General features: G+C 55.2%; 18 protein-coding genes and 1 riboswitch. Of the genes, 6 read left to right on the forward strand and 12 right to left on the reverse strand.

Annotated elements, in window-relative coordinates; all coding sequences use genetic code 11:
* Positions 1-420 precede the first annotated feature (420 nt).
* Positions 421-1,272, reverse strand: coding sequence for a glutamate racemase (gene murI, locus F3I44_RS18845; protein ID WP_150014050.1), 852 nt, complete (start codon positions 1,270-1,272; stop codon positions 421-423).
* Positions 1,217-3,097, reverse strand: a complete 1,881-nt coding sequence (gene btuB, locus F3I44_RS18850; RefSeq protein ID WP_150014048.1) for a TonB-dependent vitamin B12 receptor BtuB — start codon at positions 3,095-3,097, stop codon at positions 1,217-1,219. Before btuB ends, murI begins: the two co-directional genes overlap by 56 nt.
* 69 nt (positions 3,098-3,166) lie before the next feature.
* Positions 3,167-3,350, reverse strand: a riboswitch (cobalamin riboswitch).
* A gap of 110 nt (positions 3,351-3,460) precedes the next feature.
* Here btuB and trmA point away from each other — a divergent pair.
* Positions 3,461-4,564 carry a tRNA (uridine(54)-C5)-methyltransferase TrmA gene (gene trmA, locus F3I44_RS18855; RefSeq protein ID WP_150014046.1) on the forward strand — a complete coding sequence of 368 codons (1,104 nt, stop codon included), beginning with the start codon at positions 3,461-3,463 and terminating at the stop codon, positions 4,562-4,564.
* 52 nt (positions 4,565-4,616) lie between these two features.
* Here trmA and F3I44_RS18860 read toward each other — a convergent pair whose 3' ends face one another.
* Together F3I44_RS18860 and fabR are read right to left on the reverse strand one after the other, a co-directional pair.
* Complete coding sequence (locus F3I44_RS18860) at positions 4,617-4,970, reverse strand: YijD family membrane protein (RefSeq protein WP_150014044.1); 354 nt, start codon at positions 4,968-4,970, stop codon at positions 4,617-4,619.
* 14 nt (positions 4,971-4,984) lie between these two features.
* Complete coding sequence (fabR, locus tag F3I44_RS18865; protein ID WP_013359449.1) at positions 4,985-5,632, reverse strand: HTH-type transcriptional repressor FabR; 648 nt, start codon at positions 5,630-5,632, stop codon at positions 4,985-4,987.
* Positions 5,633-5,824: 192 nt separating this feature from the next.
* Here fabR and sthA point away from each other — a divergent pair, with 192 nt between their 5' ends.
* A complete protein-coding gene (gene sthA / locus F3I44_RS18870; RefSeq protein WP_150014042.1) occupies positions 5,825-7,225 on the forward strand; it encodes a Si-specific NAD(P)(+) transhydrogenase in 1,401 nt (466 codons plus the stop codon).
* On the opposite strand, the gene oxyR is transcribed toward sthA, so the two are convergent.
* Complete coding sequence (gene oxyR, locus F3I44_RS18875) at positions 7,208-8,125, reverse strand: DNA-binding transcriptional regulator OxyR (RefSeq protein ID WP_033734435.1); 918 nt, start codon at positions 8,123-8,125, stop codon at positions 7,208-7,210. The two genes, sthA and oxyR, sit on opposite strands and share 18 nt — an antisense overlap.
* Positions 8,126-8,249: 124 nt before the next feature.
* Between oxyR and F3I44_RS18880 the strand changes: the two genes are divergently transcribed.
* Positions 8,250-8,984 carry a glutathione peroxidase gene (locus F3I44_RS18880; RefSeq protein ID WP_150014040.1) on the forward strand — a complete coding sequence of 245 codons (735 nt, stop codon included), beginning with the start codon at positions 8,250-8,252 and terminating at the stop codon, positions 8,982-8,984.
* 118 nt (positions 8,985-9,102) lie between these two features.
* Here F3I44_RS18880 and argH read toward each other — a convergent pair whose 3' ends face one another.
* The 4 genes from argH to argC all read right to left on the reverse strand — a co-directional run bounded on the left by argH (position 9,103) and on the right by argC (position 13,604).
* Positions 9,103-10,476: an argininosuccinate lyase gene (gene argH / locus F3I44_RS18885; protein WP_150014038.1), complete on the reverse strand. Its 1,374-nt coding sequence runs from the start codon at positions 10,474-10,476 to the stop codon at positions 9,103-9,105.
* 90 nt (positions 10,477-10,566) lie between these two features.
* A complete protein-coding gene (locus F3I44_RS18890) occupies positions 10,567-11,784 on the reverse strand; it encodes an argininosuccinate synthase (RefSeq protein WP_150014036.1) in 1,218 nt (405 codons plus the stop codon).
* A gap of 24 nt (positions 11,785-11,808) precedes the next feature.
* Entirely contained in the window at positions 11,809-12,585 is a 777-nt protein-coding gene (argB, locus tag F3I44_RS18895; RefSeq protein WP_061061094.1) for an acetylglutamate kinase, read from the reverse strand.
* Between the two features lie 14 nt (positions 12,586-12,599).
* Positions 12,600-13,604 (reverse strand): N-acetyl-gamma-glutamyl-phosphate reductase, encoded by a 1,005-nt coding sequence (gene argC / locus F3I44_RS18900; protein ID WP_150014034.1) that lies wholly within the window; start codon positions 13,602-13,604, stop codon positions 12,600-12,602.
* A gap of 167 nt (positions 13,605-13,771) precedes the next feature.
* On the opposite strand from argC, the gene argE reads away from it, so the two are divergent.
* Positions 13,772-14,920, forward strand: a complete 1,149-nt coding sequence (gene argE / locus F3I44_RS18905; RefSeq protein ID WP_150014032.1) for an acetylornithine deacetylase — start codon at positions 13,772-13,774, stop codon at positions 14,918-14,920.
* A 352-nt stretch (positions 14,921-15,272) separates the two neighbouring features.
* Positions 15,273-17,924, forward strand: a complete 2,652-nt coding sequence (ppc, locus tag F3I44_RS18910; protein ID WP_150014030.1) for a phosphoenolpyruvate carboxylase — start codon at positions 15,273-15,275, stop codon at positions 17,922-17,924.
* 95 nt (positions 17,925-18,019) lie between these two features.
* On the opposite strand, the gene metF is transcribed toward ppc, so the two are convergent.
* From metF to metB, 3 genes are all read right to left on the reverse strand, one after another.
* Positions 18,020-18,919 carry a methylenetetrahydrofolate reductase gene (gene metF / locus F3I44_RS18915; protein ID WP_150014028.1) on the reverse strand — a complete coding sequence of 300 codons (900 nt, stop codon included), beginning with the start codon at positions 18,917-18,919 and terminating at the stop codon, positions 18,020-18,022.
* A 202-nt stretch (positions 18,920-19,121) separates the two neighbouring features.
* Positions 19,122-21,557 (reverse strand): bifunctional aspartate kinase/homoserine dehydrogenase II, encoded by a 2,436-nt coding sequence (locus F3I44_RS18920; protein ID WP_150014026.1) that lies wholly within the window; start codon positions 21,555-21,557, stop codon positions 19,122-19,124.
* A gap of 2 nt (positions 21,558-21,559) precedes the next feature.
* Complete coding sequence (gene metB, locus F3I44_RS18925) at positions 21,560-22,720, reverse strand: cystathionine gamma-synthase (RefSeq protein ID WP_150014024.1); 1,161 nt, start codon at positions 22,718-22,720, stop codon at positions 21,560-21,562.
* 273 nt (positions 22,721-22,993) lie between these two features.
* Here metB and metJ point away from each other — a divergent pair, with 273 nt between their 5' ends.
* The gene (gene metJ / locus F3I44_RS18930; RefSeq protein WP_013359463.1) at positions 22,994-23,311 is read left to right on the forward strand and encodes a met regulon transcriptional regulator MetJ; all 318 of its coding nucleotides are present in this window, start codon (positions 22,994-22,996) and stop codon (positions 23,309-23,311) included.
* Positions 23,312-23,588: the final 277 nt, after the last annotated feature.

Genomic DNA, 23,588 nt, shown 5'->3' on the forward strand with positions numbered 1-23,588 from the left:
AGCCATGATCAAACTCTTCAATTTAAGTTTGATTTGCTGCAACAAGTGCAGCGATGCTCATCTGTAAAACGTCATAATGAATTTCATTATGTGTTCACTCGTGAGGCTTTGATATTTTTGTGCGTCCAAAGACGCTGATATCAATCCTGCGAGTGCCCACACAGATTGTCTGATAAATTGTTAAAGAGCATGCCGCGATTTACTGCGGCGCGGGCTGCGTATATTACGCTTTCCGCATTGTCAGTCAAGCATTTATTTTCGCTTAACTCACTGGCTCGTATGATTTCGAACCTACTCAACCCGGCGCTTCGTAAGCCGTTGTGCCGTGTCAGTGGAGGCGCATTATAGGGAGTTCTCGAAGGCTGACAAGTGCTAATTTCAAATAAAATTTCGAGTGCTGTTTTTTTCAGCTAAAAGCCGCTAAAGCGCCAGTTTTTCGAGCATCGGGAAGCCATAACGCTGCAAAACGGGTGATAATTGTACAGCTTCGCCATCCAGTGCCGTACAGAATGCGACATTCTGCTGCAAGGAGTGCACCTCAGGCGCTTCATGCTCAAGCAGCCAGACGGTACGTCGGGCGATTGCCGCACCGGAATCGATCAGACGCGTCCCTTCAGGTAATACCTGCTGCAGCTCTTCGCGCAGTAAAGGAAAATGCGTACAGCCTAAGACCACCGTATCCGGTGGCTCAGCCATCCTCAGCCACGGCTGAACAATGCGGCGCACCTCGTCCAGTGCAACCTCCTCACCGTGCAGCTTCGCTTCTGCCAGCTCCACCAGCTCCGCCGAGCCCAGCATCTCGATGCTGCAGGAACCGGCAAACTGCGCCACCAGCTCATGTGTATAAGGACGGCGTACGGTTGCACGCGTTGCCAGTAATCCCACCACGCCATTACGCGTCAGGCGCGCGGCTGGTTTAATCGCCGGCACCACCCCTACGACAGGAAACGTAAAGCGTTCACGTAAAGCGGGTAATGAAACCGTGCTGGCCGTATTACAGGCGATGATGACCAATGAGAGAGGATAGCGCTGCGTAATAGCCTCAACGATAGCGACCACCCGCTCCACGATGAAGGTTTCGCTTTTCTCACCGTAAGGAAAGCCTGCGTTATCGAAGGCATAGAGGTAATGCAGGTCCGGCAGCAGCTGACGGACCTCGTCATAGACAGAAAGCCCACCGACGCCGGAATCAAACACCAGCACGGTAGGGCGCAAATCAGAAGTTGTAGCTGCCGCTGAGGTAATACTCTCGTCCTGGGGTCTGATAGCCATACACTGTCTCGTAATCTTTATCGAACAGGTTGGCAATTCTACCACGAACCGTGAGTTGTGAAGTGACCGGATATGAGACGGCGAGATCCCACAGGCTCACTCCCCCTGGCTTCACGCGTCGGCTGGGCGTGCTGTTAAAGTCGGTATCATAGCGGTCACCCAGATAATGATAAGTCACGGACCAGTCAAACTCATACAGCGTCCAGTCAAGCTGATACTTCACCTGCTGCTTAGCCCGGCGAATAAGTGGCTGATCGGTGCTGCCATCCCGCGCATCAACATAATCATAAGAGAGCTGATGCGTCAGTGGCCCGGTATCAAATCCGGCGGTGGCTTCAACGCCTTTAATACGCGCCTGCTCAATGTTGTAGTAGCGGAAGGTCTGCGGATCGCCTTCAATCAGATTATCGATATCATTGCGATAGCCCGACACGCGCCAGTTCACCGGTCCGCTCAACCCTTCGAAACCGCCCTCCCACTGCTTACTTTTTTCCGGATCGAGGTCGCGATTACCATAAAACGGACTGTAAACCTGCGACAGATTCGGTGCTTTAAACGCAGTGCCATAAGAGGCGAACGCACGGTAGCCGGAGATAAACTCCCATGACGCCGCCGTCTGCCAGGTGTTATGCCAGCCGAACTGATTGTTGTCATCACCGCGTACCGCACCTTCAAGGGTAACGCTGCCAAACTGCTGCTGGCCAGTCAGGTAGAGGCCGGTGTTACGCTGCTCATAACCATCTGACAGATAGTTCGTGCCCGGCTCGGTCGTCTCTTTCTGCCAGTCGACACCGGCGCTGATCGCGCCCTGCCCCACCTGCACGGTGTTACCCCACTGCAGGTTGTACTGCGTGACATCATCAAAGGTGGACGCGGCACCGTAGCGGCCATTGCGTGGGTCATAGTTAATGTCTTTGGTATGACCGTAACTGGCGACGAGCTGGGTAGAGTAGAAGTCACGGTTGAAGCGTAGCCCGGTGTCCCAGGTCTGGCTGTAGAGCTGACGGGTATCAGCCAGTCCGACGATGCGGGTAAAACTGTCATCGTAGCTGTATGACCCGTCGTAGGCGGTACGGTTATCAAACCCGTATCCGCGCACAAAACCACTCAGTTCATCGCTGAAGTGATGCTCAAGGTTGCCATACAGGGTTTTGCTCATGAAGCCGTCGCGATCGTGCTGTGCCGGACCATAATCATTGGGATAGCCCGCCACCACGTCATACCCTTTGGTATAGGTGTAGTTGCCAGCCAGGGTAAGCGTTGTCGCATCACTTAGTTTCTGCTGGGTGGAGCCATCGTAAGTCTGATAACCATTGGACCCCATGCCCGCCGTCAGCGTGGTGCCCGATTGCGATCGACCCGTAATAATATTCACCACGCCGCCAATCGCATCAGAACCGTAGACCGCAGACCGCGCGCCGCGAACATATTCGATGCGTTGCACCAGCGATAGAGGGATCTGGCTGAGGTCAGACGAACCGCTGATGCCCGCCTGATTAAGCCGTATACCATCAATCAGGATCAGCACATGTCGGGACTCGGTTCCCCGGATAAACAGTGAACTCTGCTGCCCCAATCCACCATTCTGCGCGACATCGACACCCGGCAGACGCCGCATCACATCCGTCAGGCTTTTGGCCTGCCAGCGATCGATCTCATCTCGCGTCACAACCGTTGTGGGAGCCAGTACACCTGAAACGGGTTCAGCAAAACGGTTGGCGGTAACGATTTGCGTATCATCATTTCCCTGCGCAAAACCGTTTTGCGCCCAGAGAGAAATCGCCGTTGCGCTCAGCGCGAACAGCGATGCGGTTTTTTTTGTCATTTTTAATCGCATCCATAAGACGAAGCAGGATGCCGCGGGCCGACAATCAATAGAACGCGATGATTGAACGAGTAGCGACGTTACACCGGCAGGTCTTCGGGCTGGGAACCATAAGTGATGATGACTTCCCATCCCAGAGGACAGTGTCTGCACTTGCACACATCACGACATTCCTTACCGCTGCGCGTCAGCTCCAGATTCACACTGGATTCCCTATTAACTCGGGCTTGAGGCCGGCGTCTGCAGTCTACGGAGTGGAGATACGGAAGTCCAGACTGCTAAATATCTTCTCGCTGCGGGACTGGACATCAGCAAGTGAATGCCTACAATCGCCCGCTGGTAAGCTATTAATCAGGATTGCTCATGACACCCGAACATCTCCCCATTGAAGAGTATGACGCACAGCTGGCAGAAAAAGTCAGTCGTTTAGAGACGATGATGACGCCGTTTGCTGCGCCCGACGTGGAAGTGTTCCGTTCGCCGGTTAGCCACTATCGGATGCGTGCTGAATTTCGCCTGTGGCACGACGGCGATGATATCTATCACATCATCTTTGATCAGCAGACACGCGAGCGGATCCGTGTTGATCAGTTCCCGGCGGCCAGCCAGTTGATCAACCAGCTGATGCCAAAGATGATCGACGCGATCCGCGATAACCGCACCCTGCGCCATAAACTGTTTCAGATCGACTATCTGTCGACCATGAGCAATCAGATTGTGATTTCACTGCTCTATCACCGCAAGCTGGATGATGAGTGGCAGCAGGCAGCTGCGGCGCTGCGTGACCAGCTGCGCGCGGAAGGGCTGGATGTGCAGCTGATTGGCCGTGCGACCAAAACCAAAATCTGTCTGGATCGCGACTATGTAGATGAGCGTTTGCCGGTGGCGGGTCGTGAGATTATTTATCGTCAGGTCGAGAACAGTTTTACCCAGCCCAATGCGGCGATGAATATTCAGATGCTGGAGTGGGCGCTGGATGTGACGCAGGATTCACAGGGTGATCTGCTGGAACTCTACTGCGGTAACGGCAATTTCTCGCTGGCGCTGGCGCGTAATTTCCGCCGCGTGCTGGCGACTGAAATCGCCAAACCCTCTGTTGCCTCTGCGCAATACAATATCGCCGTGAACCAGATTGATAACGTGCAGATCATTCGCATGGCAGCGGAAGAGTTTACGCAGGCGATGAATGGCGTACGCAGCTTTAATCGTCTGGAAGGGATTGACCTGACCAGCTACGAATGCGAAACGATTTTTGTCGATCCGCCGCGTAGCGGACTGGATGAAGAGACGGTGAAAATGGTGCAGGCCTATCCGCGCATCCTTTACATCTCCTGTAACCCGCAGACCCTGAGCGACAATCTGCAGACGCTGTCAGAAACGCATGAGGTAACGCGGCTGGCACTGTTTGATCAGTTCCCCTATACCCACCATATGGAATGCGGCGTTTTGCTGACGCGTAAAGCGTAAACAAAAACGGGAACCCTGAGGCTCCCGTTTTTATATATTTCTGATGATATCCCTACTGATTACGCTTGCGCTTTAATCGCGTCGCAATCCAGAACACCAGCGCCACCATCAGAACGGTGGGCACAAAGTTGGAGCCAATATCCGGGTATTCCGCCCGCACCAGCGCGCTATACACCAGAATCCCCAGCAGGAAAAACGCTGCCGCCAGACCTGGCATACCGTCCGGCATGTTGGTGTTGAGATAACGCTGATGCAGACACCAGGCCGCCAGACCCAGCGCAATCAGCGGAAAAATCGAAAAGGGAACAAAAGCGCTGAACAGCACAGAAAACGAGCCGTTAATCGCTAAGCCGGTAATAAAAGCCAGTACCAGAGTGCTTTTATCGCGGATACCTGGGTGGGTCATGGACGGATCCTTACTCATTGCTCTTCGGGTTTTTCCAGGGTGACCGCCAGTCGTTCCTGCTCACGGCGATACCAGTAATAAGCGCCTTTGGCGATCATACGTAGCTGCAGCACCAGCCGATCCTCAAGCTTGCGTCGCTGCTCAGCATCAACATCCAGTGCTTCTGCACCGGCGCTGAAAACAATGGTCACCATCGCTTCCGCCTGCGCTTCGGTAAAACTACGCGGCATGCGATTTTCGACCTCAAGATAATCGGCCAGTTCAGCGATGAAGTGCTGAATTTCACGCGCCACGGCGGCACGAAAAGCGGCAGAGGTACCGGAACGTTCACGCAGTAACAGGCGGAAAGCGTTGGGGTTGTTGCCGATGAACTCCATAAAGGTCGCCACCGACGTTTTAATAATGCTGCCACCCTTGGCGATACGCTGGCGCGCCTGACGCATCAGTTGCCGCAGCATCAGTCCGCTTTCATCCACCATCGTCAGTCCAAGCTCATCAACATCCTTAAAATGACGATAAAAAGAGGTGGGGGCTATCCCCGCTTCACGGGCAACTTCCCGCAAGCTCAGACTGGTAAAACTGCGTTCGGCGCTGAGCTGACTGAAAGCTGCTTCAATCAGTGTACGTCGTGTACGTTCTTTTTGTTGCGCTCTGACGCCCATGCTCTCTGCCTTTAGCGGTATTGAGTGGGCACTATAACAAAATTTTCAGCGTACAGATTGGCAATCTTTGTCACCGCCTGTGAACCTCACTCTTTGTCAAAATGTGATGAAAATCGCTGTTAGAATTCAGAAGTGCGCGACGAGATGTTAGAATCTCGTTGTAAAAATGTATAAATAATAGGACGTATCGGTATGCAAAAGTCTTACGATTACGATGCCATTGTGATTGGCTCAGGACCCGGCGGTGAAGGGGCGGCGATGGGGCTGGTAAAACAGGGAGCGCGCATCGCCGTGATCGAACGCTACCACAACATCGGCGGCGGTTGTACGCACTGGGGCACTATCCCTTCTAAAGCCCTTCGCCACGCCGTTAGTCGCATTATTGAATTCAACCAGAACCCACTCTACAGCGATCATACCCGACTGCTTCGCTCCTCTTTCGCCGACATTCTCAATCACACTGAAAACGTGATCAGCCAGCAGACAGCCATGCGTCAGGGCTTCTACGAGCGTAACCGCTGTGAACTTTTTCAGGGTGATGCGCATTTTGTTGATGCCAATACCATTGAGATTGAGCAACCCGATGGCACGCGTGAGACACTGACGGCAGAGAAGTTTGTTATCGCCTGCGGTTCACGACCTTACCATCCTGACGATGTCGACTTTACCCATCCCCGCGTTTATGACTCTGACTCTATCCTCAACCTGCACCATGAACCGGGTCACGTCATTATTTATGGCGCGGGTGTAATTGGCTGTGAATATGCGTCCATTTTCCGTGGCCTGAACGTTAAAGTTGACCTGATTAACACCCGCGATCGTCTGCTGGCATTCCTTGATCAGGAGATGTCTGACTCCCTCTCTTACCACTTCTGGAACAGCGGCGTAGTCATTCGTCACAACGAAGAGTTTGAGAAGATCGAAGGCGTGGAAGATGGCGTAATCATGCATCTGAAGTCCGGCAAGAAAGTGAAAGCAGACTGTCTGCTTTACGCCAACGGCCGTACCGGTAACACTGATTCGCTGTCGCTGGAAAATGTCGGTCTGGAAGCGGATGGTCGTGGCCTGCTGAAAGTGAACAGTATGTATCAGACCGCTCAGCCGCACATCTATGCTGTGGGTGACGTGATTGGCTATCCCAGCCTGGCCTCTGCTGCCTACGATCAGGGCCGTATTGCCGCGCAGGCGATTATCAAAGGAGAAGCGTCAGCGCACCTGATTGAAGATATCCCGACCGGCATCTACACCATTCCGGAAATCAGCTCCGTGGGTAAAACCGAGCAGCAGCTGACGGCGATGAAGGTGCCTTACGAAGTGGGTCGCGCGCAGTTCAAACATCTGGCGCGCGCGCAGATCGTCGGCATGAACGTTGGCAGCCTGAAGATTCTGTTCCATCGCGAAACGAAAGAGATTCTGGGGATCCACTGCTTTGGTGAGCGTGCCGCCGAGATTATTCACATCGGTCAGGCAATCATGGAGCAGAAAAATGGTGGCAACACGATTGAGTACTTCGTGAATACCACCTTTAACTATCCGACCATGGCTGAAGCTTATCGCGTTGCCGCGTTGAACGGCTTAAACCGCCTGTTTTAAGGCAGCGTCGAAATAGTGCGCCATGTGGGTTTTAATCGCCTCTGCCAGCTGTTCATAACGGCTGCGCAGAGGTGACCCCGGACGATAGACCAGCGCAATCGTACGCTGTGGCACCGGTTTGTAGCAGGGTAGATAGCAGACGCCGTCGCGGACGCGTTCCGGCGGGACTGCCAGTGCCGGTAACAGCGTAATCCCGCTGCCAGCCGCCACCATATTGCGCAGCGTCTCAAGGCTGGTCGCGCGGAAGTGGGTATCTTCATCTGCACCCGCCTCAAAGCAGAAACCCATCGCCTGGTCACGCAGACAGTGCCCGTCTTCAAGCATCAGCAACTTCTCGCCAGCCAGATCGGACATCGGTACGCGATCGCGATCGCACCACGGATGATCGGCATAGACTGCCAGCTTCATCGGCTCATCAAATAGCGGCACTTCGATAAAGGCCTGACTCTCTTTGACCAGCGCGATAATCGCGCAGTCCAGCTTGCCGCTGTCGAGCTGAGACAACAACTGCTGCGTCTGCGCTTCGTGCAGGTACATCTCCAGTTTCGGGAATGTCTGGTGCAGCGTAGGGATAATCTGTGGCAATAAATAGGGCGCGGTGGTCGGAATGAGGCCGATATGTAGCGGACCTGACATCGCTTCCCCTTGCTGACTGGCCATCTCTTTCAGCACTTTCACTTCACGCAGTACCGTTCGCGCCTGATCCACCAGCAGCAGACCTGCCTGTGTGAACAGCACTTTACGGCTTGTGCGCTCCAGCAGCATTACACCCAGCTCATCTTCCAGCTTACGGATCTGCCCGCTTAACGTCGGCTGACTGACATGACACGCATCCGCCGCACGGCGGAAATGACGGTGTTCAGCAAGCGAAACCAGATATTCAAGATCACGAATATTCATTATTACCCTCCAGACCACGATAGCCCGTGGCGATAGATAGAATAGCAATGAACGATTGGCCCTATCAAGGGTGGTTGGGAATAATGCGCGCATCAAATGGAACGCAGCAGATCAGGAGCAAAAAATGTTTGCAAGTCAGGAAGGTAAAGCTATTCCGTCAGTCACTTTTCACACGCGTCAGGGCGATCGCTGGGTCGATGTCACCACAGAAACGCTGTTTAAAGACAAAACGGTGATCGTTTTTTCACTGCCGGGTGCATTTACACCCACCTGCTCCTCCAGCCATCTGCCGCGTTACAACGAATTAGCGGGTCTGTTTGCCCAACAGGGTGTGGACAGTATTCTGTGCGTCTCAGTGAATGACACCTTTGTGATGAACGCCTGGAAAGCCGAACAGCGTGCAGACAATATTACTTTTATTCCTGATGGCAACGGCGAGTTCACGCGTGGAATGGAGATGCTGGTTGAGAAGGCCGATCTCGGTTTTGGCCCGCGTTCATGGCGTTACTCAATGCTGGTGCGTAACGGCGTGGTCGAGAAAATGTTCGTTGAGCCGAACAAACCTGGCGACCCGTTTGAGGTCTCCGATGCCGACACCATGCTGCGCTATCTGGCACCGGAGTGTAAAGCCCAGGAGTCGGTCGCCATATTCACTAAACCTGGCTGCACCTTCTGCACTCAGGCAAAACAGATGCTGATAGATCAGGGTATTCAGTACGAAGAGATTGTGCTGGGGCAGGATGCGACAACCGTCAGTCTGCGTGCCGTATCAGGCCGGGCGACGGTACCGCAGATCTTCATGGGCGGTCGTCATATTGGCGGCAGTGAGGAGCTGCAACAATACCTGCTGTCAGCGTAAAGAATCTGAGCGTCGGCCGGGAGAGCAGGCGCTTTGATGATGTGCCTATAATAAAGTAGTAATTCTGAAGCTAGAGGTTGGCGGGCATAGACTATGCCCGCTTTTTTTTACCTGCTATCTACGCAAGACGTTGCTTTGCGTCACCGATGGCACGCGCAACCTGCTGCGGCGAGACACCGCCCTGCGCATTACGCTTATCCAGACAGGATTGCAGCGCCAGAATCGGATAAACATCCTCGCCAATCACCGAGCTGAACTGCTGCAGCTGCGCCAGCGACAGCGCTTCCAGCGCCACGCCCTGCCCGATGGCAGCCACCACCACTTCCCCGACGATATGGTGTGCTTCACGGAACGGCACGCCTTTAGCGACCAGATAGTCAGCCAGTTCGGTGGAGTTTGCGTAACCCTGTTCCGCCGCTTCCTGGCAGCGTGGACGCTTAACCTGCAGGCCATCCAGCACCAGTACGGACATATGCAGACAGTCGAGCCAGGTGTCGAGCGCGTCAAACAGCCCCTCTTTGTCTTCCTGCATATCTTTGTTGTAGGCCAGTGGCAAACCTTTCAGCGTCATCATCATGCCGGTCAGTGCGCCCTGCACCCGACCACACTTGCCGCGAATCAGCTCCAGCGCATCCGGGTTTTTCTTCTGCGGCATGAGTGAGGAACCAGAGGTGACTTTATCTGACAGCTCAATAAAGCCCGCTTCGCCGGTATTGAAGAAGATCATATCTTCAGCAAAGCGCGACAGATGCACCATGCCGATAGCCGCGTCAGAGAGTAGCTCCAGCACGTGATCGCGGTCTGATACGGTATCCAGACTGTTACGCGTCGCAGAGGCAAAGCCCAGCCAGCCAGCCAGCTGCTGACGATCAATCTCGTAGGCGGTACCAGCCAGAGCGCCACAGCCCAGCGGGCTGACATCAAGCCGTTTCAGGGTATCCTGCAGACGGCTCTCATCACGCGCCAGCATTTCAACGTAGGCCAGACACCAGTGCGCAAATGTCACCGGCTGCGCACGCTGCAGGTGGGTGTAGCCCGGCATCACCGCATCCTGATTCGCTTCGGCGGTGACCACCAGCGCCTGCTGCAGCTCACGTGTCGCGCCCAGCAGCGCCTCAATCTGCACCTTGCACCACAGTTTCAGATCGGTCGCGACCTGATCGTTACGGCTACGGCCGGTGTGCAGTTTTTTGCCCAGCGCACCGACTTTGTCGATCAGCTTGCCTTCAACCCAGCTGTGGATATCTTCGGCGTCGCTCTGCAGGATCTGCTCAGGATTCTCACGCACTTCATCCAGTAACGCATTCAGCGCTGCTTCCAGCTGCTGCTGCTCATCCTGAGTCAGCACGTTGACCGTCACCAGCGCTTTGGACCAGGCAACAGAGCCAATAATGTCCTGCTCTGCCAGGCGGTAATCGAAGCGAAGCGAGTCATTAAACTGTTTAAAACGCTGATCCGCTGCCTGAGTAAACCGTCCACCCCAAAGTGCCATGTGAAAACTCCTCTGAATCGTTAAACAAGAGGCGGCATAAATGCCGCCCCTGAATGAAAACTGTGAGGCGAGGCGCACCCCGCCTGAAAATTACTTCTTCTGCTCGTTCAGGGCGCGGATACGCGAAGAGAGCGAGAACAGACGGATAAAGCCGCCCGCATGACGGTGATCGTAGACCTCATCTTCACCAAAGGTGGCGAACTCTTCTGAGTAGAGGCTGTTCGCGGAACGTTTCTGGGTGGCTGTTGCCTGGCCTTTATAAAGCTGCAGCACCACTTCACCGTTAACGTCTTCCGCCAGCGACTCAGCAGCAGCCTGAATCGACTTACGCAATGGAGCGAACCACCGTCCGTCATAAACCACGTAAGACATCTCGTGGCCCAGCTGCTCACGCCATTTGAAGCTATCGCGATCCAGCACCAGCTGCTCAACCGCACGCAGCGCGTTCACCATGATGGTGCCGCCAGGGGTTTCATAGCAGCCGCGGGATTTAATGCCCACCAGACGGTTTTCAACGATATCGATACGGCCAACGCCATGCTTTGCGCCCAGCACGTTGAGTTTTTCCAGACACTGGAACGGACTCAGTTTTTCACCGTTAACCGCCACAACCCGACCTTTCTCAACGGTCACGGTCACCTCTTCAGGCTGGTCAGGGGCTTCCAGCGGATCGACAGTCCAGACCCAGCAATCTTTATTCGGTGCATTGGCCGGGCTTTCCAGCACGCCACCTTCGGTGGAGATGTGCCAGGCGTTTTCGTCACGGCTGTAGATTTTCTCCAGCGACGCGGTGGTCGGGATGTTGCGCTCTTTCAGGTAGTCCAGCAGCGCTTCACGTGAACGCAGGTTCCATTCACGCCACGGTGCCACCACTTTCAGCTGCGGTGCCAGCGCGGTGTAGGTGGTTTCGAAACGCACCTGGTCATTTCCTTTACCGGTTGCGCCGTGACACAGCGCATCTGCGCCCACTTTCAGCGCCAGCTCAACCTGGGCTTTAGCGATGATAGGACGCGCCATAGAGGTGCCCAGCAGATAGGTGCCTTCATACAGCGCACCGGTCTGCAGCACCGGATAGACGTAGTCGCTGATGAACTCTTCACGCAGGTCAACCACGTGACATTCAGATGCGCCAGACTGCAGCGCTTTCTTCTCCACACCTTCCAGATCGCCGCGCTCCTGACCGATGTCTGCTACGAAAGCGACCACTTCACAGCCACCGTAGTTCTCTTTCAGCCATGGAATGATGGCTGACGTATCAAGACCACCGGAGTAAGCCAGAACGATTTTTTTGATGTTTTGCGTTTGCATTTCGTAATCCTTGAATCAGAGTCGTTAAGCGAGAATCCGGGTGCCAATCGACACACCGTTAAACAGGTCAGGCAGCCGCTCAGCGTGACGCCAGCTGGCAATATCCACCGGTCGGCCCAGAGTACGTGCCGCATCCAGCGCAGCGTGTACTTTCACAATCATGCCGTCAGTAATAATGCCCTGAGTAATCAGCTGCTCGGCTTTGTCGGCGGTCATCTCTTCGATACGCTGACCTTTGCCATCGAGAATACCACTGACGTCTGACAACAGAACCAGATCGGCACCCAGCGTCGAGGCCAGTGCGGTCGCTGCCTGATCCGCGTTGACGTTCATCAGGTCGCCGCTGTCAGTAATACCAATCGAGCTGACTACCGGCATGTAACCGGCCGCCAGCAGGGTGTTCAGCAAGGCCGGATCACCCGGCGTTGCGTGGCCAACATGGCCGAGTTCTTCATCAAATGAGGCGACATTGACGATACCTGCATCGCCCAGGCAAAGACCCACTGCGTTGATACCCGATTTTTTTGCCCAGGCCAGCAGCGTTTTGTTGGCAGTTCCCGCCAGCGCACCGGTAATGATGTCGATCTGATCGGCCGGGGTGACGCGCAGGCCATTTTTCTTCATCACCGGCAGCGCCAGCTTTTTCATCAGCTCATCCACCAGGCAGCCGCCGCCGTGGACGATGATCAGCGGACGTTGATGAGCGCTACGATAGTTAAGCAGTGCTTCAAACAAGCGCGCCAGCGCTTCCTCGCTGTCTAACAGCACACCGCCCAGCTTAATAATCAATGGATTGGTCATGGTTTAGTTATCCGTTAAATCAGTGACTGCGTTTCAGGGAAGCCGAACCGGATGTTCAGGCACTGTACTGCCTGCGATGCCGCCCCTTTCAGCAGATTATCTTCGGCTGCTACAACAATCAGATGCTCGTCCTGCACTTCAAAACCGATATCGCAGTAAGGCAGACCGACAACGGCTTTCAGCGCCGGTACACCCTTATCGTAGAGGCGCACCAGCGGCTTGTCGTCATAGGCACGATGGAAGACAGCAGCGATATCTTCGCGGCTGACACCCGCTTTCAGACGGCAGGTGATGGTCGCCAGGATACCGCGCGGGAAGCTCCCCAGATGCGGTGTGAAGATCACTGGCGTACCGAGGTGCGCGACAATTTCCGGGTGGTGACGATGATTGAACAGTCCGTAAGGCTGCAGGCTCACTTCGCAGAAGCTGGTGCCGACATTGGCTTTACGTCCGGCACCGCTCACGCCGCTGGTGGCGTTGATAACCGGCCACTGCGCATCGTTTAACAGTCCCGCATCCACCAGAGGTTTCAGTGCCAGCTGAGCAGCGGTCGGGTAGCAACCCGGCACGGCCACCAGCTGCGCCTGCTGAATTTTCTCATGCTGATATTCCGCCAGGCCGTAAACGGCTTTATCGAGCCAGTCGCCATGCTGATGAGTGAAACCGTAGAAACGGGTGTAAAAATCAGCGTCGTTAACGCGGAACGCACCCGACAGGTCGAATACCACACAGCCAGCCTTGAGGAATTCCGGGGCCAGGTCGTGGCTGACTTCGTGGGCCGTCGCCAGGAACACGACATCCACTTTGTCTGCCCACTCCGCCGCGCTGCTCAGCGGCTGCAGCGGTAAATCCACCACGCCTTTCAGCTGCGGATGGAGATCGGACAGGCGCTTGCCGGCATCAGGGCTTTGCGCCGAAAGCGCCAAAGCGGTTATGTTGATATGTGGATGGCGATTCAGGAAGGTGGCAAGCTCAACACCAGCATAACCACTGGCACCAACGATCAGCGTATTCAACATCAGGCTGTAACCCTTTTTACAGTCGCACGTTCCGGGTCGCGGCCTTGCCCCGTTACCCACCCTGTCATCTGCAGTGATTTATGGTTCCCTTGCAGAGGACGTTAATGTATTTTTATTCACTATTACTGCATGAATATGGATACATCCTAACCCAAGGACCGCCAACAGTGAAGACAAAATTACCGCCTTTTATTGAACTGTACAGCCAGTTAATCGCTACACCATCGATCAGTGCAACCGATGCCGCACTGGATCAGAGTAATGAAACTTTAATCAATTTGCTGGCCGGCTGGTTTCGCGACCTTGGCTTCAGCGTTGAAGTGCAGCCGGTGCCCGGCACCCGCAATAAATTTAACATGCTGGCGCGAACCGGCAGCGGAGCGGGCGGCCTGCTGTTAGCGGGTCATACGGATACCGTTCCCTTTGACGATGGCCGCTGGACGCGCGATCCCTTTACCCTGACCGAGCACGACAACAAGCTCTATGGTCTGGGCACGGCAGACATGAAAGGGTTCTTTGCCTTTATTCTCGATACGCTGCGCGATGTGGATGTCAGCACGCTGAGCAAGCCGCTCTATATCCTCGCCACGGCCGATGAAGAGACCACCATGGCGGGTGCTAAATATTTCTCGGAATCGACGCAACTGCGTCCCGACTGCGCCATCATCGGTGAACCGACCTCGCTGAAACCGGTGCGCGCGCACAAAGGCCATCTGTCGAATGTAATTCGTATTGAAGGGAAATCGGGCCATTCCAGCGATCCGGCGCGTGGCGTTAATGCTATTGAGCTGATGCATGAGTCGATCACCCATCTGATGCAACTGCGCAACACGCTGCAGGAGCGTTATCATCATGACGGCTTTGCCATCCCCTGGCCCACCATGAATTTCGGTCATATTCATGGCGGCGACGCTGCAAACCGTATCTGCGCCTGTTGTGAACTGCATATGGATATCCGACCACTGCCGGGCCTGTCGCTGAGCGATCTGGATGGATTACTGAACGAGGCGCTAGCACCGGTAAGTGCCCGCTGGCCGGGCCGTGTCACGGTGGCTGAGCTGCATCCGCCGATTCCGGGCTATGAGTGCCCGGCTAATCATGAACTGGTGAGCGTGGTAGAGAAATTGCTGGGTACGCCAACTGAGGTGGTGAACTACTGCACCGAAGCGCCGTTTATTCAGCAGCTCTGCCCGACGCTGGTCCTGGGTCCGGGTTCGATTAATCAGGCACACCAGCCAGATGAATTTATCGATACGGCATTTATTAAGCCAACGCGGGCACTTATCAGTCAGGTTGTGCAGCATTTTTGTCACTGATTGACAGTAAATGGGGCATTTCACTGTATTAACAGCAAAATGCCCCCTCATTCTGCGGGATTTAACAATAAGAATAACTTATCCCGCTTCCTTCCCAATAAATTCTGTGAATTTCCGTTAGTTAGCGCCATCTTCTGCACACTTTAACGCATTTGACGAACGCAACATTACGTGGCTAGATAAAAGACGATGTTATGCCCACCGGGTGATTATCCAGAACGTTTCAGAATGCGGACAGGCGGCAACGGAGCCGGTTCCCTTTAGAGTAGCGGGAACACGATGTTGCTGATTTTTTGCTGCCTGAAAGGTCGGGTGTAGAAGTTTTTAAAGACGATAAGGGTGTCAGGGTCCAATGAACGAACAATATTCCGCAATGCGAAGTAATGTCAGTATGCTCGGCAAACTGCTCGGGGATACGATTAAGGATGCACTGGGTGAGAACATCCTCGACCAGGTGGAAACCATCCGTAAGCTCTCCAAGTCATCCCGTGCAGGCAATGATACTCATCGTAAAGAGCTGCTCAATACGCTGCAGAACCTCTCCAACGAGGAGCTTCTGCCGGTTGCACGCGCATTCAGCCAGTTTCTGAACCTCACCAACGTGGCGGAGCAGTATCAGACCATCTCGCAGAGCGGTGAAGGTGAGAACCATCCTGAACTGCTGAAAAAGACTTTTGATACCCTGAAGCAGCAGAAAGATATCAGCGAAACTGACATCCTGGCGGCCATTGAGTCGCTGTCGCTTGAGCTGGTGCTGACTGCGCACCCGACCGAAATCACCCGTCGTACGCTGATTCACAAGCTGGTTGAAGTGAACAGCTGTCTGAAACAGCTCGACCACAGCGACGTCTCCGACTACGAGCGTAACCAGATTATGCGCCGTCTGCGTCAGCTGGTGGCACAGGCGTGGCACACCGATGAAATCCGCAAATACCGTCCGACCCCTGTCGACGAAGCCAAATGGGGCTTTGCCGTTGTTGAAAACAGCCTGTGGGAAGGCGTTCCCGCCTTCCTGCGTGAGCTGAATGAGCAGGTCGAAGAGGCCTTTGGTATCAGGCTGCCGGTCGATTTCGTGCCGGTTCAGTTCACCTCATGGATGGGTGGCGACCGCGATGGTAACCCGAACGTCACGGCATCGATCACCCGCCATGTGATGCAGCTAAGCCGCTGGAAAGCTACAGACCTGTTCCTGCGTGATATCGGCGTGCTGATCTCCGAGCTGTCGATGTCCGAGTGCAGCGAAGAGATCCGCGAACTCAGCGGCGAGCCGGAAGCGCTGGAACCTTATCGCGTAATCCTGAAACGCCTGCGCAGCCAGTTAATGTCTACCCAGTCATTCCTGGAACGCCGCCTGAAAGGTGAGCGTCTGCCGCGTCCGGCCGATCTGCTGGTCTCCAACGAGCAGCTGTGGGACCCACTGTTTGCCATCTATCAGTCACTGCAACAGTGCGGCATGGGCATTATCGCCAACGGGCAGTTGCTCGATACGCTGCGCCGCGTGAAATGCTTCGGCGTGCCACTGGTGCGTATCGATCTGCGTCAGGAAAGTACCCGCCACACAGAGGCGATTGCTGAAGTGACCCGCTACCTGGGTCTCGGCGATTATGAAAGCTGGTCCGAAGCGGACAAGCAGGCCTTCCTGATCCGTGAGCTGAACTCCAAACGTCCGCTGCTGCCTCGTCACTGGGAACCCAGCGATGAGACGCGTGAAGTGCTGGAGACCTGCCGCGTTGCGGCTGAAGCGCCACAGGGTTCTATTGCCGCCTATGTTATTTCGATGGCGAAAACCCCTTCCGACGTGCTGGCCGTACATCTGCTGCTGAAAGAAGCCGGTATCGGTTATGCGATGCCGGTTGCCCCGCTGTTTGAAACGCTTGATGACCTGAACAACGCGAATGACGTGATGAGCCAGCTGCTGAGCATTGACTGGTATCGCGGCTTTATTCAGGGCAAACAGATGGTGATGATTGGCTATTCTGACTCGGCAAAAGATGCCGGGGTGATGGCTGCCAGCTGGGCGCAGTATCAGGCACAGGATGCGCTGATTAAGACCTGCGAAAAAGCCGGGATTTCCCTGACGCTGTTCCACGGACGCGGCGGCAGTATTGGCCGCGGCGGCGCGCCTGCACATGCCGCACTGTTGTCACAACCGCCAGGCAGCCTGCGCGGCGGTCTGCGTGTGACCGAACAGGGCGAGATGATCCGCTTTAAATATGGCTTACCGGCCGTGACGATCGCCAGCCTGTCGCTCTACACCGGCGCGATTCTGGAAGCGAACCTGATGCCACCACCGGAGCCAAAACGCGAGTGGCGCGACATCATGGATCAGCTCTCTGCAGACTCCTGCGCAATGTATCGCGGGTATGTGCGTGAAAATGCGGACTTCGTCCCCTACTTCCGTTCGGCGACGCCGGAGCAGGAACTGGGTAAATTACCGCTCGGCTCACGTCCGGCTAAACGCCGCCCTACCGGTGGCGTGGAGTCGCTACGTGCGATTCCGTGGATTTTCGCCTGGACGCAGAACCGTCTGATGCTGCCTGCCTGGCTCGGTGCCGGCGCTGCTCTGCAGCAGGCGATGGCGGCTGGTCATCAGGATCAGCTGGAGGCGATGTGCCGCGACTGGCCGTTCTTCTCTACCCGTCTGGGCATGCTGGAGATGGTGTTCTCGAAAGCGGACCTGTGGCTGGCGGAATATTACGATCAGCGTCTGGTCGATAAATCACTCTGGCCGCTGGGCAAACAGCTGCGCGATCAGCTTGATGCCGATATCAAAGCGGTACTGACCATTGCCAATGACTCTCACCTGATGGCTGACCAGCCGTGGATTGCCGAGTCGATTGCACTGCGTAACGTCTATACCGATCCGCTCAACGTACTCCAGGCAGAATTGCTGCATCGTTCCCGTGCACAGGAAGCGCGGGGTGAAGAACCGGATGCCCGCGTTGAGCAGGCTCTGATGGTGACGATTGCGGGTGTCGCGGCAGGCATGCGCAATACCGGTTAACCCTGGTCAGGCGCGAACCACACTTCGCGCCGCCAGAGAGCAGCAGTAAAAAAGTCGGGTGATTCCCGACTTTTTTACTGGCTCAGGCAGAGCGGTTAAGCCGCTGCCGCAACCGGGCGTACTCCTAACGTGTGGCAGATGGCGTAACTCATTTCGGCACGGTTCAGCGTGTAAAAATGGAAATCTTTCACCCCTTCGCGTGACAGGATTTTCACCATATCCATCGCGATATTTGCCCCCACCATTTTGCGCGTTTCCGGATCGTCATCCAGACCGGCAAACATCGCGCTCATCCAGCCCGGCACGCGCACATTGGTCAGCGTGGCAAAGCGTTGCAGCTGTTTAAAGTTAGAGACCGGCAGGATGCCCGGCACAATTTCCACATCAATGCCGGTCGAGACACAGCGATCGCGGAAACGCAGATAGCTTTCGACGTCGAAAAAAAACTGGGTAATAGCCCGATTTGCGCCTGCATCAATTTTTCGTCTGAGATTAATCAGGTCAGCCTGGGCGCTTTTCGCCTCGGGATGGACTTCCGGATAGGCAGCGACAGAAATATCAAAATCGCCGACCTCTTTCAGCAGCGACACCAGATCGCTGCCGTACATTTCTGGCTTACCGCTGCCAGGTGGCAAATCGCCACGCAGCGCCACAATATGGCGGATGCCGTTGTTCCAGTAATCCTGAGCGATGTTGCGCAGTTCACCACGCGTCGCATCGACACAGGTCAGATGGGGTGCCGCTTCCAGGCCAGTGCGATCTTTAATGCCTTTGATAATGCTGTGAGTGCGATCGCGTTCACCTGAGTTCGCACCGTAAGTGACAGAAACGAATTTCGGTTTCAGACTGCTCAGGCGATCAATTGAGGACCACAGAGTCTCTTCCATTTCGCTGGTGCGCGGCGGAAAGAACTCAAAAGACACATTAATCTGCCCGTTCAGTTCAGCCAGGCTCTGGTTTAGCGCTTCGCGCTGATTAGCATGAAAGAAACTCATCCTGCACCCTCACTGATTAATAATCGACCCGTAAACATCTACACGTTCAGACGTCCAGATGTTCAAAATGACGCAATCTCAGTGTGCCGTCAACGTAAAAGTGGTCAACAGGCGTGATCAATTTTCAATCAACATGAAGGGATTTCAACAGGGAGGAGACAACACGTTGAAAACAGGCGCCGAAGCGCCTGATGAGGAAGGATTACAACAGCTGTGCGAGGCGATTTATATCTGACTGAATAGCGCCTGCGGTGACATCCCGGCCTGCGCCTGGCCCACGGATCACCAGTGGATTATCGCGATACCAGCGACTCTCAATGGCAAAGACGTTGTCGCACGGCAGCAGCGCGGCCAGCGGATGCTCTGGTCGCACCGCTTCAACACCTACGCGCGCCTTGCCGTTAGCATCAAAACGGGCAACGTAGCGCAGCACCAGGTCCATCTCCCGCGCGGCTTCCAGCCGCTGCAGCATCTGCTCGTTCAGCTCTTCGCCATTCTCAAAGAAGTGATCAATCGATCCCTGAAGACAGTTATTCGGCACCAGCGATTCAACCCGCACCTGATCCGGCTCGATGTTATAGCCCGCCTCACGCGCCAGGATCACCAGCTTGCGCATCACATCCTGACCCGAGAGATCGGCGCGCGGATCAGGCTCGGTTAAGCCCTGCTGCCACGCCTGATCCACCAGCTCGGTAAACGGCACCGTGCCATCAAACTGCAGGAACAGCCACGACAGCGTACCGGAGAAGATCCCGCTAATTGCCAGAATGGTATCGCCGCTGTCGCGCAGATCGCGCACCGTATAGTTAATCGGCAGGCCGGCACCAACAGTGGCGTTATAGAGCCAGTGACGTCCGGTTTTGGTGAAGGCATCGCGAATCTGCCGCCAGGTCTGGCTGTCAGACGCACCCGCAACCTTGTTGGCGCTGATCACATGAAAACCGTGACTGGCAAAGTCAAGATACTGCTGCGCCAGCGGTGTACTGGCCGTAACATCCAGTACCACCAGGTCATCGAAAGGGTGAGCACGCATCCACAGGAACAGCGACTCTTCATCGCGCTCCACCGCTTCATCATCAAAGAAGGCGAGCGCACGACTGGCATCCAGCCCGTTATAGCTCAGCAGGCTGCGGCTGCTGTCCGCGACGCCCGCCAGCACAAATTCAAAGCCGGTGCGCGCTGACAGCGTTTCCTGATCGCGGGCAAACAGCTCAAGCCAGCGTGAACCGATATTGCCTTTGCCAAACAGCATCAGACCGATACGCTTTTCTGCGCGGAACAGTGACTGATGCAGTCCCTGAATCAGGTGCTGAGTCGGCCCGACGCGCAGCACCGCGACTACGCTGATGTGATCTTCTGACTGCCAGATGAACTCAACCGGCTGATCTTTTAACTGCTGCCAGAAGCGATGAGTATGCAGCGGATTGCGGGTAACGCCTGCCCCAACCAGTGCCACCAGCGCCAGGCCGTCGCGCAGCTGCAGATGACCCGGCAGTCCGGCATCCTGTAGCAACGTGAAGGCGCTGTTAACCACCTCAGAGGTATAGCAGAGCTGCAGCAGCTGACGATCAGGATGGACGCCAAACGCCAGCGGGCGCAGCTGCGCACGCTTCAGCAGCAGGTCGATCTCTTTGTGCAGGATGGCGAAGTCATGCTGCTCTGGCAGCTGAATCTCAATCAGGCAAACATCATCGTGGCTGGTTACGATGCGCGCCCCGGTCCCGGAAGCCAGCACACGCTCGATGCGGGTTGAGCCCTGCTCTGGCTGATAGCTGCAGCGCAGTTGCAGGTCGATATCGCTGCCAGAGACCGGCTGCAGCGTGCGGGTATGCAGCACCGGAGCCGCCAGGCGAGCCAGCTCACTGGCTTCATCCAGCCTTAACAACGGCAGCAGACAGGCATCAGAAACTTTGCGGGGATCGGCGCTGTAAACGCCCGCGACATCGCTCCAGATGGTCACGCGTCCGACACCCGCCAGCGCGCCAATCTGTGTGGCGGAATAGTCGGAGCCGTTGCGGCCAAGCAGGACGGTTTCACCGGCATCGTTGCGGCTGATAAAGCCGGTCACTACGATGCGCTTTTGCGGATGCTGCGCCAGCAAAGTCTGCAGCAGGGGCCAGGATTTACCCTCATCCACCTGCGGCTGAGCAGCGCGTTCAGCACGCAGAAATTCACGCGCATCCAGCCAGCAGGCCTGCAGGTCACGCTGGCTCAATACCGCTGACATCAGGCGTGCCGACCATATTTCACCGTGCCCGACCACTTCGGCATAGACCGCATCGGTGATAGGCGCATCCAGCAGTACGGCAAGCTTTTCCAGATCGCGGATAAATGCAGTGATTAAAGGTTCGGCGATCTCAGCAGGCAGCAGCGCACCGATTAGTTCGCTCTGGTAGCGCCGTAAAGCCTGTTGCACCTGATGCGCAGAGAGCCGATCGTTCTGGCTCAGCTTCAGCCAGCTAATCAGCTGGTTGGTGGTTGAGCCTGCCGCGGAGACCACCATCAGATCGCCTGGCTGGCTGTAGTCCGCCATAATGCTGGCAACGCGCTGATAGCAACGCGCATCGGCCAGACTGCTGCCACCAAACTTATGCAACTGCCTGATGTTCGGCGTTCCCGCGCCTGCTGAAATCGTCATGCTTAACCCTCGGCTGCGATCCGGAATGCATTATCCAGATCGGCAATTAAATCTTCGTGATCTTCAATACCAACAGAAACCCGTAGCAGCGTATCGGAAATGCCTGCTGCCGCGCGTGCTTCTGCCGACATCCCCGCGTGCGTCATGGTGGCGGTATGGGAGATCAGACTTTCTACGCCGCCCAGCGATTCCGCCAGCGTAAATAGCCGCAACGCTTTCAGGAAGCGGCGCAGCAGCGCCTCATCACCGTCGACCTCGAAACTCAGCATAGCGCCAAAGCCGCGCTGCTGACGTACGGCATGTTCGTGCCCGGCGTTTTCCGGCAGCGAAGGATGATACAACTTTTTCACCCGCTTCTGCTGCTTCAGATACTCAACAATCGCGAGAGCATTGCGTTGTGCGGCTGCAATACGTGGTGAAAGGGTACGAATGCCGCGCAGCAGCAGATAACTGTCAAATGCTGCGCCGGTCACGCCAATGTTATTTGCCCACCAGGCCAGGTCAGTCGCCAGTTGTGGATCTTTGGCAATGACAGCGCCCGCCACCACATCGGAGTGACCATTGAGGTATTTGGTACAGGAGTGGATCACCAGGTCCGCACCCAGCGCCAGAGGATTCTGCAGCGCCGGACTCATAAAGGTGTTGTCCACCACGCTGATGGTACCTGCGGCACGCGCAGCGGCACAAATGGCGCTGATATCCACGACGCGCAGCAGCGGATTGCTGGGGCTTTCAATCAGCACCAGTTTGGGGTTTTCATCCAGCGCCGCCTGCAGCGCCACCGGGTCGCCCTGATCGACAAATTTCACCCGATACGCGCCGCGCTTGCTCAGACTGTCAAATAACCGATAGCTGCCGCCATAACAGTCGTGTGGCGCAACCAGCAGATCGCCAGGCTTCAGGAATACCGTCGTGACCAGGTGAATAGCTGACATGCCGGTATTGGTCAATACCGCACCCGCTCCGCCTTCCAGTTCCGCCAGCGTACGTTGTACGACATCACGTGTGGGGTTACCACGACGGGAATAGTCATGTGCACGAGGCTCATTGAAATCCAGGAAGTTATAGGTTGTTGAGAGGTGGATGGGCGGGACAACGCAGCCATATTGCTCGTCATCATTCAAACCGCTGCGCACTGCGATGGTTGCCGGTTTACGCGTCATGAGCGAATTGTTCCTGAAGAGTTAAGAAAATGTAGTCCACAGAATATCACCCTCTAATTAGACGTCAATACATCTGGACATCTAAATGTCTTTGCGTATAGATTGAGCAAAAACGCAATAACCGCTAAAATTATGCGTCATCGCCTGGCGTTCCTCTCTGTGATGCAGAGGCGGCGAACGAAGAAAACCCGCCATATCAGGGGTCAGGCAGGAAAAAATCAGGCATAATCCGCTGATTTCCTCACATTTAACGTTTATTAATTAAGGTAACCCATGGCTGAATGGAACGGCGAATATATCAGCCCGTACGCTGAGCACGGTAAGAAGAGCGAGCAGGTTAAGAAGATTACAGTTTCTATCCCATTGAGCGTGCTGAAGATTTTAACGGATGAGCGTACCCGTCGTCAGGTGAATAACCTGCGTCACGCCACCAACAGCGAGTTGCTTTGCGAAGCCTTTTTACATGCCTTTACGGGCCAGCCGCTGCCGGATGACGTCGACCTGCGCAAAGAGCGTAATGATGAGATTCCGGAAGAAGCAAAAGCAATCATGCGCCAGATGGGTGTCGACCCGGATACCTGGGAGTATTGATCCCCGGGGTCCGGTTTCGCTTAACCCCGCTTCAGAGGAGCAGGCTCCGCTCAGGGAGCCGCTTTCTGATCCGATATGAACTGCTTTTGCTGCTTTCCGCAATTTGATTGACCCTTCTTAATATTACCCGTCAGACTTATCATAAAAATCCAGCCTGTTCTCATATTATTCCGTTATTTCTGTTGCAATAAAAATGCCTTTTTATTTCGATAATAGAATAATTACTATTGTTCACTAATATCTGCATCCGTAAAATTTTGTCTGAGCGACTATTTTA

This window comes from Pantoea sp. F_5, assembly GCF_008631595.1.
Lineage (GTDB): Bacteria > Pseudomonadota > Gammaproteobacteria > Enterobacterales > Enterobacteriaceae > Pantoea > Pantoea gossypiicola.